An 11,104-nucleotide genomic window follows, 5' to 3' on the forward strand; every position below is an offset into this window, starting at 1 on the left:
CCCGACGACCGCCTCGGCCGCCTGGCGCGGCCGGGTCCGATCCACGGCGCGCGCTCCACGTGAGCGCGCGCTCCCATGAGAAAGCAGAGTTCCTCCGTGGCACGCTCGACGCCGGTGAAGAAAGCAATACGATCCCTGACCTGGTTGTTGGTCATCATCGCCGGCCTCACGGCCCTGAACGGCACGGCCACGTTCCTGAACGACTCCGGTCGTGACGGGTGGTGGAACGGAGCGAGTTGGGTGCCCGAACTGGCCCTCGACCTGCAGGGCGGTACGCAGATCACCCTGGCGGCCCAGCTCCAGAGCGGAGAGACGGTGTCGTCGGAGCAGCTGGACCAGGCGGTCACGATCATCCGGCAGCGCATCGACTCGGCCGGCGTCTCGGAATCCGAGATCACCAAGCAGGGCACGCAGAACATCGTCGTGTCCATCCCGGGACGACCCGACAACGCGACCCTCGAACGCATCGAGGCGTCGGCCAAGCTGACCTTCCGCCCCGTGCTCTACACCGAGGCGGTCTCGAACGCCGCGGTCGGCGGAGAAGGCGACGGCGCCACGGCCAGCCCGAGCGCCACGCCCTACACCCCCAACCCCGAGCTCGAGAGCACGCCGACCGCGTCCCCGACGAACGCGTCCGACCTGGCCTGGATCACCCCCCAGCTCGCCGACCTCTACCAGAACTACGACTGCGCGGCCGAGAACGACCTGGCCACGGCCCGTGACGACGAGCCACTGGTCACCTGCTCCACCGACGGCACGGCCAAGTACATCCTCGGCCCGGTCGAGGTGCAGGGTTCCGACATCAGCGACGCCACGAACGGCCTCGCCGCCGACTCGCAGGGCAACTCGACGAACACCTGGGCCGTGAACCTCGAGTTCAACGGCCAGGGCACCGACCGGTTCTCCCAGGTCACCTCGCGCCTCGTCTCGTTGCAGGCGCCGCAGAACCAGTTCGCCGTGACCCTCGACAACCAGGTCATCACGGCGCCGTCCGCGAACGCCGCCATCACCGACGGCCGGGCCCAGATCACGGGCCAGTTCACGCAGGACTCCTCGAAGACCCTCGCCGACCAGCTGAAGTTCGGTGCCCTCCCGCTCAGCTTCTCGGTCCAGAGCAACGAGACGATCACCGCGACCCTCGGACAGACCCAGCTGATCAGCGGCCTGATCGCCGGCCTCATCGGCCTGATCCTGGTGGTCATCTACTCGCTGATCCAGTACCGGGCCCTCGCCTTCGTGACCGTCCTGTCGCTGGTCATCGCCGCCGTGCTCACCTACCTCGTGATCGCCATCCTGTCCTGGCGAGAGGGCTACCGCCTCTCGCTGGCGGGGGTGACCGGTCTGATCGTGGCCATCGGCATCACGGCCGACTCATTCATCGTCTACTTCGAACGCATCCGGGACGAACTCCGCGACGGTCGCATCCTCGAGAGCGCCGTCGAATCGGGCTGGAAGCGCGCCATCCGCACGATCATCGCGTCCGACACGGTGAACTTCCTGGCGGCCATCACGCTCTTCATCCTCGCGGTCGGCAACGTCAAGGGCTTCGCGCTCACCTTGGGCATCACCACGGTGATCGACCTGATCGTGGTCTCGCTGTTCACCCACCCCATGCTCCAGCTCATCGCCCGGACGCGGTTCTTCGGCGAAGGCCACTCGTTCAGCGGGCTCAACCCACGCGCCCTCGGCGCCGTCTACCGGGGGCGGGCGCAGTTCCGAACCCCGGCCGTTGTCGGCCGCAAGCAAGCGGGCGGTCGCGAGGCCGTCAAGCGTCAGACCATCGCCGAGCGCAAAGCCGCCGAGAAGAACACCGAGCGCGTCGACTCGTCGACCGCCGGTGAAGGGAAGAAGGACTCCTGATGGCCAGTTTCTCGAAATTCGGCAACGACCTCTACACGGGTGCCCGGTCGTACGACATCGTCGGCCACCGCCGCCGCTGGTACTGGATCGCCGCCCTGGTCATCCTCATCTCGGTCACCGTCCCGTTCCTCCGCGGCGGCTTCCACTTCGGCATCGAGTTCACGGGTGGGTCGGAGTTCCAGGTCGCCCAGCCGGCCGAACTCGACCAGGACGTCGCCACGACGACCGTCGACGAGGTCGTACCCGGTTCGAACCCGCGGGTCACCCAGGTCGGCACCGACACGATCCGCGTGCAGACCTCGCAGCTGGAAGCCGCTCAGACGAACGACGTGGCGGCGGCGTTGGCCACCGCGTACGACGTCCCCGACGATCGAGTGACCTCGTCCTTCATCGGTGCCTCATGGGGTGCCGACATCACGAGCCAGGCCATCAAGGGTCTCGTGATCTTCCTGATCCTCGCCGCGATCGGCATGACGCTGTACTTCCGAACCTGGAAGATGTCGTTGGCCGCCATGGCAGCCCTGCTGCACGACCTCGTGCTGACCGCGGGCATCTACGGCATCGTCGGCTTCGAGGTCACCCCGGCGGCGGTCATCGGCTTCCTGACGATCCTCGGCTACTCGCTCTACGACACCGTGGTGGTGTTCGACAAGATCCGCGAGAACACCGCCGACGACGGCGAGAACTCACGACGCACGTTCGGACAGTCCGTGAACCTGGCCGTCAACCAGACGTTGGTCCGGTCGATCAACACGTCGGTCGTGGCGCTCCTCCCCGTCGCGGCGATCCTCTTCATCGGGGCATTCGTCCTGGGAGCGGGCACCCTCCGCGACATCTCCCTGGCGCTCTTCATCGGCATCCTGGTCGGTACCTACTCGACGATCTTCATCGCCTCACCGCTCTACGCCACGCTCCGCCTCCGTGAGCCGGACATCGCGAAACGCGATGCCCGCAAGCTCGAGGCACAGAAGACCGAGCCCCTCACCGTCGACGAGACGGTGGGCGCATGATCGGCGACCACCGTCGACCCGAGATCGGGGCCGACGCCGCCATCGACGCCCTGTCCGACGGCACCTACGTGCTCGACGTCCGAGAACCGCACGAATGGGATGAAGGTCATGCGCCCGGCGCGACGTCCATCCCACTGTCCGAGCTGAACGAACGGGTCGGGGAGGTCCCCACCGACCGCCCCGTCCTCGTCGTCTGCCACTCCGGCATGCGGTCGGCCCGCGCAACGGACGCCCTCCGAGGCGTCGGCGTGGACGCCCGCAACGTCGTCGGTGGGATGCTCGCCTGGCGGGACGCGGGGGGCACGGTCGTGGCAGACGACGGCCGCCCCGGGGCGTCGGTCGACTGACGGCCGACGGGTACCCTTGACCCCACGGAGTCCACGTCCGACCACGACGGCCGGCGGTGGCGCTCCGACCCGAGAGAACGAGGTGCAGCCGTGACCGAGATCACCACACGGAACAACTCCGCACCGCCCGAGACGCCCGGCGGTCAGAACACGGCCTCGTTGCGGACGCTCCTGCCTCGACTCTTCTCGCGCAGCCAACCGGCGGGCGCCGTCGACCGCTTGATCAAGACCGTGCGCATGCACCATCCCAAGGCCGACATCGTCATCATCGAGCGGGCCTACTCGGTGGCCGAGAAGGCGCACACGGGGCAACTGCGCAAGAGCGGCGAACCGTACATCACCCATCCCGTCGCGGTGGCGCAGATCCTCGCCGATCTGGGCATCGGCGCCAAGACCGTCGCGGCTGCACTGCTGCACGACACCGTCGAGGACACCGACTACACACTGGCCATGCTCCAGCGCGACTTCGGGGACGAGATCGCGATGCTCGTCGACGGGGTCACCAAGCTCGACAAGCTCAAGTACGGCGACAGCGCTCAGGCCGAGACCGTCCGGAAGATGGTCGTGGCCATGTCGAAAGACATCCGGGTCCTCGTCATCAAGCTCGCCGACCGGCTGCACAACGCTCGCACCTGGGGTTTCGTCGAGTCGGCGTCAGCGACCCGCAAGGCCACCGAGACCCTCGAGATCTACGCCCCCCTGGCGCACCGGCTCGGCATCCAGACCATCAAATGGGAGCTCGAGGACCTCTCGTTCGCGGTGCTCCACCCCAAGCTCTACGTCGAGATCGACAACCTGGTCAAACAGCGCACGCCGCAACGCGAGCAGTTCGTGCAGAACGTCATCAACGCCGTCAAGTCCGACCTCAAGTCAACGAAGATCCGCGGCGACGTCATGGGTCGGCCCAAGCAGTACTACTCGATCTACCAGAAGATGATCGTCCGGGGTCGGGAGTTCGACGAGATCTACGACCTCGTCGGCATCCGCATCCTCGTCAACTCGCTTCGCGACTGCTACGCCGTGTTGGGCTCGATCCACGCCCGCTGGAACCCGATCCCCGGCCGCTTCAAGGACTACATCGCCACGCCGAAGTTCAACCTGTACCAGTCGCTGCACACGACCGTCATCGGTCCCAAGGGACGTCCCGTCGAGATCCAGATCCGCACGCACGAGATGCACCAGCGGGCCGAGTTCGGCGTGGCCGCCCACTGGAAGTACAAGCAGCGCATGAACGGCGGGCGCGACGACCAGGGCGGAGCGAAGACCGAGACGGACATGGCCTGGCTCGCCCACATCTCGGACTGGCAGGCCGAGACGGCGGACCCCAGTGAGTTCCTGGACAGCCTCCGTTTCGAGATCGGCGCGAAGGAGGTCTACGTCTTCACGCCTCAGGGCAAGGTCATCGGCCTGCCGTCGGGAGCGACCCCGGTCGACTTCGCCTACGCCGTGCACACCGAGGTCGGACACCGCACGATGGGCGCCAAGGTCAACGGTCGCCTCGTGCCCCTCGAGAGCGTCCTGTCGAGTGGCGACGTCGTCGAGGTCTTCACCTCGAAGAATCCTGACTCGGGGCCGAGCCAGGACTGGCTCGCCTTCGTCAAGAGCCCCCGCGCCCGGAACAAGATCAGGCAGTGGTTCACGAAAGAACGCCGCGACGAGGCCATGGAGCAGGGCAAGGACGCCATCGCCCGTGCCATGCGGAAGCAGAACCTGCCGCTCCAGAAGCTGATGACCCAGGACAGCATCGCCGAAGTCGCCGCCACCATGCGGTACGACGACGTGTCGAGTCTCTACGCGGCCGTCGGCGAGGGCCACATCTCGACCCAGTCCGTCATCGAGAAGATCCTCGCCGCGGTCCACACGCAGACCGAGGTCGACGAAGGCGAGTTCGAGTTCCCCAGCCAAGGTCGAGCACGGCCGTTGCGCAACAGCGACTCGGGCGTGCTGGTCCGAGGGGCCCCGGACATCCTGGTGAAACTCGCCAAGTGCTGCACGCCCGTGCCGGGCGACCAGATCGTCGGATTCGTGACCCGCGGCCAGGGCGTCAGCGTCCACCAGGCGAACTGCCACAACGTCCAAGGTCTGTTGAAAGAGCCCGAGCGGATGATCGAGGTCGAGTGGGCTCCGTCGTCCAAGAGCGTGTTCATGGTGCAGATCCAGATCGAGGCCCTCGATCGCAGCGGATTGCTGTCGGACGTCACCCGGGTCCTGAGCGAGCACCACGTCAACATCCTGTCGGCGAGCGTCTCGACCTCTGACGAACGCCTGGCCCTCAGCCGCTTCGTGTTCGAGATGGGTGACACCACCCACCTCGATCGCGTCCTGAACGCGGTCCGACGCATCGACGCCGTGTACGACGTCTACCGGGTCAGCGCCGGCTGAGACGCTGCCTCCTCCGACGGACCGGGTGGGCCTGCGTCTCGTCGCACCTCGTCGTCGACGAGGGCCGCGTCGGCGCCGGCTGAACAGACTCGACCGAGCCGCTCCACGGTTCGCGTTCGATGGGGGAGCCGTCCACGTCGATCGAGGACGGCGATCGCGTCGGCGTACGTCACGCCCTGCTGAGACACGACGTCCCGCGCGGCCGTCTCGTCCTGAGACGCCCAGCCCTCACAGCGAGCGAGGTCGACGACGGTCCGGGCCGGTGTGGTGACGGCCACACCATGGACGGTGACGATCTCGCCCTCGTCGATGACGACCTGTCGGACGATCGAACCCCGACCACGATGCTTCACCCTGGCCGGCGACACCACCAGCCCGGAGTGGGGGAGTGGTGCCGGGCCTCGGGCACCCCAGACCCAGGCGGCACTCCGTTCGGCCGCGACGACTCCGGCGCCGAGGGCGATCCCGATCGCGATCGCCCGGCCCCCGGCATCGTCGATCTCGGCCACGCTGCGCCACGAGCCACCGACTGCGTAGACCTGCCCGTCCAGTGCAGCCGCACGCAGTTCGGGCTCGGGCAGGTCGTCGTCGGTCAGGACCAGGGGGAGACGAGCAGGCATGCGCCCAGCCTGGCCGACCCTGCCGACGACGACGAACCGCCCGACCCTCCCTGTGGAGAATCGGACGGTTCGCGACGTCGGTGGGCGGTCGGCCCCGGACGGTCAGCCCAGGGCGTCGAGCCAGACCTTCCGGGCGTCCAGAGCTTCACGAGCCTCGCGGACACGACGAGCGTCGCCGCTGGCCTCGGCCGTCGCGAGTTCGTCTTCGAGCTTGCTGATGGCGTCGTGCAGTTGGCTCGCGAGCCCCTGGGACCGTGCCTGGCGTTCGGGGTTGTTCTTCTCCCAGAACTGCTCGTCGAGCTGACGCACGTGGGACTCGACCTTGCGGAGGCGATCCTCGACCACCCGGACCTGCTCGCGAGGAACGCGACCGATCTCGTCCCATCGCAGCTGGATCGAGGTGAGGGCCTCGCGCGCCGGGACCCGGTCCGTGACCGTCAGGATCTTCTCGGCCTCGGTGAGCAGCTCGAGTTTCTGTTCGAGGTTGCCCTCGTACTCGGCGGTGTCCTGCGCGACGACCTCGGACTTGGCTGCGTAGAGGACGTCGCCTGCACGCTTGAACTTCGCCCAGAGGGCGTCGTCGTACTTCTTCCCGGCACGGCCGGCGCGCTTCCAGTCGTCGAGCAGCCCCCGGTAGGCCGAGATGCCGTCGACACCCTTCGGCGCCAGGGCCTCGGCCGCTTCGACGAGGGCTTGCTTGCGCTGACGAGCGTCACGGTGGGTCGCGTCGAGTTCGGCGTAGAAGGCCTTGCGGTGCTGGTCGATGGTGGTGCGCGCAGCACGGAATCGTTTCCAGAGGTCGTTGCCCTCGCCCTTCGGGATGCGAGGACCGTCCTGTTGATGCTTCTGCCACCGGGCGAAGATGTCGTCGAGGGTGGCCGTGACCTGCTTCCACTGGACGCGGGCGGGGTCCTGGGCCGCCAGGGCCTCGGCCTCCGTGACGAGAGCGGTGCGGTAGGCGACCGCTTCGGTGAGGGCCTTCTGTGCCTCGGCGCTCTGCTGTTGCGTCAGCTCGTCGACCGTGGAGTCGAGTGCCGACACCCGAAGGCGCAGGGCCTCGAGATCCCCGACCGCGCTCGGTTCGACGAGCTGCTCGCGCAGGTGGGTGACCGTCTTGACGACGTCGCCCGCCGATGCGCCGCGCTTGATGCGCTGCTCGAGCAACGTCACCTGCCCGGCGAGTTCGATGAACTTGCGTTCGTAGTACGCGAGAGCCTCGGCGGGCGTCGCGTCGGGGTACTGCCCCACGGCGCGTTCGCCGTCGCCCTCGCGGACGTAGACCGTGCCGTCGTCGGCGACGCGGCCCCAGGGTGCCTGATCGTCAGTAGCCACTTTTATCCCTTGCTGAACGTGCTCGTCGCGGGACCAGGACAGGCCACCACGATGGGTGCTCAGCCTATTGCACAGCGGACCGCGGCGGACTACTCGATGGTCGCGCCCGTGATCGTCGTCGGCACGACGGGAGCGCCGTCGGTCTCGCTCGTACCGGGAGTCAGGCCCGCGTCCGTGATCTGCGCCTCGAGCTGGTCGAGTCCGCTCGTGACGCGTCCGACCACGGTGTAACCACCCGTCGAGCCGTCGAGGGTGGTGTCGCCGTAGGTGATGAAGAACTGCGTCGACTGCGAGTACGGGTCGGTGCTCCGAGCCATGGCGATCGTCCCCGTCGGGTACACGCCGTCCGACGGGACGTTCTCGAGTGGGCCGAAGGTGAAACCGGCGTCGCCCGTCCCGTCGCCGTTGGCGGACCCGCACTGGATGAACTTCGCCGTCGCGGCGTCGCTCATGCGGTGGCAGGTCGTCCCCGTGTAGAAGCCCTTCTGGATGAGGTCGATGACGACGCTCGACGCCTGCGGGGCCTTCGCCCCGTCCAGTTCGATCCCGAGCTCGACGCCGTCATTGAGCGTGAGGCCGCCCGTCCAGGAGCGGCCGTCGGCGATCGCCTCGCTGGGCACGTCCCCGACGTTCTCGCCGGCGGCGGGCGTCGAGGAGGCGCTGGGCGCGTCAGACGGAGCCGCCGCGGGGGCACCGGGACCGCTGGTCGACCAGAACACCTGGGACACGGCCGCGACTCCGACCACGACCACGACGGCGGTCACGGCGAGGACGTTGTCCCGACGGCGTCGGGCGACCTGCGTCGCGTGCACCTGCTGACGAGCGGTGTACCTGCGGAGCCGGTCCCGGCTCTCACGGTCCGGGTTCTTGCTCGGTGCCACGGGTCCTCCAGCTCGGTGATGTCCAGCCTGCACTGTATCGGAGGGCCGGTCTAGCATGGGTCACCATGAGCCCGCTCCCGCAGAGCTCGACCCCTCTCGCGGTCCGCATGCGTCCCACCACCCTCGACGAGGTCGCCGGTCAACGGCACCTCTTGCGGCCCGGCTCGCCTCTGGTCACCCTGGCGTCCGGCACGGGTGCCGACCAGGGGGCCGTCTCCGTCATCCTCTGGGGTCCGCCGGGTACGGGGAAGACCACCCTCGCCCAGGCCATCGCCCGCAGCTCCGGCCGACAGTTCATCGAGCTGTCAGCCGTGACCGCGGGAGTCAAGGACGTCCGACAGGTGATGGAGAAGGCCCTGTCGAACCGTGACCTCTACGGCACGACGACCGTGCTCTTCCTCGACGAGATCCATCGCTTCACCAAGGCGCAGCAGGACGCCCTGCTGCCCGGCGTCGAGAACGGCTGGGTCATCCTCATCGCCGCCACCACCGAGAACCCGTCCTTCTCGGTCATCACGCCCCTGCTGTCCCGTTCGCTCCTGCTGACGCTCGAACAGCTCAGCGACGACGACCTGGCCCAGTTGGTCCAGCGGGCGGTCGGCGACCCCCGCGGTCTCGACGGATCCGTGCGCCTCGACGACGAAGCCCTGGCCACCATCGTCCGACTGGCCTCCGGTGACGCCCGACGTGCGCTCACGGCCCTCGAGGCGTCCGCCCAGTCGGCGTGGGCCACGAAGCTCGAGGCCGACGCGGTGCCGGCGGCCTCGGCCGACGACGCGTCCGACGCCGACTTCGATCCCGACGCCGAGTACGACGAGAACGATCCCGACGACGACCGTCCGACGATCACGTCCGAGATCGTCGCCCAGTCGGTCGACCGGGCGTTGCTGCGGTACGACCGCAACGGCGACGAGCACTACGACGTCATCAGCGCCTTCATCAAGTCCATCCGGGGGTCCGACGTCGACGCGTCGCTCCATTACCTCGCCCGCATGATCGAGGCGGGTGAGGACCCCCGCTTCATCTGCCGTCGGATCATCGTGTCGGCGGGTGAGGACATCGGCATGGCCGATCCGAACGCACTCACCGTCGCGGTCTCGGCCGCGACCGCCGTGCAGATGATCGGCATGCCCGAGGGACGCATCCCGATGGCCGAGGCCGTCGTCTACCTGGCGACCGCACCCAAGTCGAACCGGTCCTACTCCGCCCTCGACGCCGCGATCGCGGACGTCCGGGCCGGCAAGGCGGGCCGCGTGCCCAAGCACCTGCGCGACGCCCATTACCCCGGGGCACGGCGCCTCGGGCACGGGAAGGGCTACCGCTACGCCCACGACTCCGAGTTCGGGGTGGTCGAGCAGCAGTACCTCCCCGACGAACTCGTCGGCCACGAGTACTACGATCCCACCGCCAACGGCAACGAACGCGACGTGGCGGCCCGTCTCGAGAAGCTGCGCCGGATCACCCGCGGGCACTGACGGCACGACCGACCGGCTGCTCGCATCGGCGCCCGAGCTCCTGTATGCTCGGGGGGTTGCCTGTTCTCGGGCGTCGACGCGCGGCTGCTGACGACGACCCGATCAAGGTGCGACGACCTGTAGCCGGTCGCCACCGCGGCACTCACCCCTCTTGTTACGCCGCCCGGCGCTCGCGCGCTGGGGCGGTCCCTGACGAACCACCGACAAGAAAAAGGAACAAGTGTCCACCAAGTCACGTACCCGCAGCAAGACCCGTCTCTCGCGTGCCCTCGGCATCGCCCTGACCCCGAAGGCTGCTCGTTACCTCGAGAAGCGCCCCTACGCTCCCGGCGAGCACGGCCGCACCAAGCGCAAGACCGACAGCGACTACGCCGTCCGTCTGCGTGAGAAGCAGCGCCTGCGCGCCCAGTACGGCATCCGCGAGGCCCAGCTCAAGATCGTCTTCAACGAGGCCCGCAAGGCTTCGGGCCTGACCGGTGAGAACCTGGTCGAGCTCCTCGAGACCCGTCTCGACGCCCTCGTCCTCCGTGCCGGCTTCGCCCGCACGACGGCCCAGGCCCGTCAGATGGTCGTCCACCGCCACATCCTGGTGGACGGCAAGCTCGTCGACCGCCCCTCGTTCCGCGTCAAGCCGGGTCAGATGATCCACGTCAAGGAGCGCAGCGAGAAGACCGAGCCCTTCCAGGTCGCCGCGGCCGGCGGTCACGTCGACCTGCTGCCCAAGGTGCCCGGTTACCTCGAGGTCGAGATCGACAAGCTGCAGGCCCGCCTCGTGCGTCGCCCGAAGCGCGTCGAGGTCCCGGTGACCTGCGAGGTCCAGCTCGTCGTCGAGTACTACGCCGCGCGCTAGAACTCGTCACCCCGTCAGGAGCGGGCCACGGTCGTGGCCCGCTCCTTTCGCGTTCCCGGGGCCGGGTAAGCTGTCGAGTCGTCGCGCTCGCACGTCGCGGCACCAGCCCCAAGAGGAGTCCCCGTGAAGAGCCTGTTCCTGCTCGCCGTCGGTGTCGTCGGCGGCTTCGCCGTCGCCCACCAGTTCAACAAGACATCTCGGGGTCAGCAGTTCTTCGGCGACCTCGACGGCAACGTGAAGTCGTTCCGTGCCGCCGTGGTAGACGGTTACAAGGCCCGCGAAGCCGAACTGCGTTCCGACCGCGACGAGTCCTGAGCGCGCCGCCGCGCCTCCTCGTCCTGACACAC

10 protein-coding genes are annotated in these 11,104 nt (G+C 68.2%); 7 read left to right on the forward strand and 3 right to left on the reverse strand.

Annotation, left to right across the window (positions count from 1 at the left end):
- Positions 1 to 96: 96 nt before the first annotated feature.
- The 4 genes from secD to IFT79_RS08205 all read left to right on the forward strand — a co-directional run bounded on the left by secD (position 97) and on the right by IFT79_RS08205 (position 5,599).
- Positions 97 to 1,860 carry a protein translocase subunit SecD gene (gene secD / locus IFT79_RS08190; RefSeq protein ID WP_056045374.1) on the forward strand — a complete coding sequence of 588 codons (1,764 nt, stop codon included), beginning with the start codon at positions 97 to 99 and terminating at the stop codon, positions 1,858 to 1,860.
- On the forward strand, positions 1,860 to 2,870 hold the full coding sequence (secF, locus tag IFT79_RS08195; RefSeq protein ID WP_192123609.1) for a protein translocase subunit SecF: 1,011 nt from the start codon (positions 1,860 to 1,862) through the stop codon (positions 2,868 to 2,870). Before secD ends, secF begins: the two co-directional genes overlap by 1 nt.
- Complete coding sequence (locus tag IFT79_RS08200; protein ID WP_192123612.1) at positions 2,867 to 3,217, forward strand: rhodanese-like domain-containing protein; 351 nt, start codon at positions 2,867 to 2,869, stop codon at positions 3,215 to 3,217. Before secF ends, IFT79_RS08200 begins: the two co-directional genes overlap by 4 nt.
- A gap of 237 nt (positions 3,218 to 3,454) precedes the next feature.
- A complete protein-coding gene (locus tag IFT79_RS08205) occupies positions 3,455 to 5,599 on the forward strand; it encodes a RelA/SpoT family protein (protein ID WP_235452715.1) in 2,145 nt (714 codons plus the stop codon).
- Here the strand turns inward: IFT79_RS08205 and IFT79_RS08210 are convergent.
- The 3 genes from IFT79_RS08210 to IFT79_RS08220 form a co-directional block, all read right to left on the reverse strand.
- The gene (locus IFT79_RS08210) at positions 5,578 to 6,219 is read right to left on the reverse strand and encodes a hypothetical protein (protein ID WP_192123614.1); all 642 of its coding nucleotides are present in this window, start codon (positions 6,217 to 6,219) and stop codon (positions 5,578 to 5,580) included. The two genes, IFT79_RS08205 and IFT79_RS08210, sit on opposite strands and share 22 nt — an antisense overlap.
- Positions 6,220 to 6,321: 102 nt before the next feature.
- Positions 6,322 to 7,551, reverse strand: coding sequence for a DUF349 domain-containing protein (locus IFT79_RS08215; RefSeq protein WP_056045363.1), 1,230 nt, complete (start codon positions 7,549 to 7,551; stop codon positions 6,322 to 6,324).
- Positions 7,552 to 7,640: 89 nt separating this feature from the next.
- The gene (locus IFT79_RS08220) at positions 7,641 to 8,432 is read right to left on the reverse strand and encodes a peptidylprolyl isomerase (protein ID WP_082460230.1); all 792 of its coding nucleotides are present in this window, start codon (positions 8,430 to 8,432) and stop codon (positions 7,641 to 7,643) included.
- 65 nt (positions 8,433 to 8,497) lie between these two features.
- Here IFT79_RS08220 and IFT79_RS08225 point away from each other — a divergent pair, with 65 nt between their 5' ends.
- From IFT79_RS08225 to IFT79_RS08235, 3 genes are all read left to right on the forward strand, one after another.
- The gene (locus IFT79_RS08225) at positions 8,498 to 9,907 is read left to right on the forward strand and encodes a replication-associated recombination protein A (protein WP_082460229.1); all 1,410 of its coding nucleotides are present in this window, start codon (positions 8,498 to 8,500) and stop codon (positions 9,905 to 9,907) included.
- A 220-nt stretch (positions 9,908 to 10,127) separates the two neighbouring features.
- Positions 10,128 to 10,757, forward strand: a complete 630-nt coding sequence (gene rpsD, locus IFT79_RS08230) for a 30S ribosomal protein S4 (RefSeq protein WP_043592736.1) — start codon at positions 10,128 to 10,130, stop codon at positions 10,755 to 10,757.
- Positions 10,758 to 10,880: 123 nt separating this feature from the next.
- Positions 10,881 to 11,072, forward strand: a complete 192-nt coding sequence (locus tag IFT79_RS08235; protein ID WP_056045353.1) for a hypothetical protein — start codon at positions 10,881 to 10,883, stop codon at positions 11,070 to 11,072.
- Positions 11,073 to 11,104 lie beyond the last annotated feature (32 nt).

This window comes from Frigoribacterium sp. CFBP 8759, assembly GCF_014841655.1.
GTDB lineage: Bacteria > Actinomycetota > Actinomycetes > Actinomycetales > Microbacteriaceae > Frigoribacterium.

What these genes read in the sequence shown, in the direction of transcription:
- secF (WP_192123609.1), top strand. Translation starts at nt 1,860, where the DNA reads ATGGCCAGTTTCTCGAAATTCGGCAACGACCTCTACACGGGTGCCCGG.
- IFT79_RS08200 (WP_192123612.1), top strand. Translation starts at nt 2,867, where the DNA reads ATGATCGGCGACCACCGTCGACCCGAGATCGGGGCCGACGCCGCCATC.
- IFT79_RS08205 (WP_235452715.1), top strand. Translation starts at nt 3,455, where the DNA reads ATGCACCATCCCAAGGCCGACATCGTCATCATCGAGCGGGCCTACTCG.
- IFT79_RS08210 (WP_192123614.1), bottom strand. Translation starts at nt 6,219, where the DNA reads ATGCCTGCTCGTCTCCCCCTGGTCCTGACCGACGACGACCTGCCCGAG.
- IFT79_RS08225 (WP_082460229.1), top strand. Translation starts at nt 8,498, where the DNA reads ATGAGCCCGCTCCCGCAGAGCTCGACCCCTCTCGCGGTCCGCATGCGT.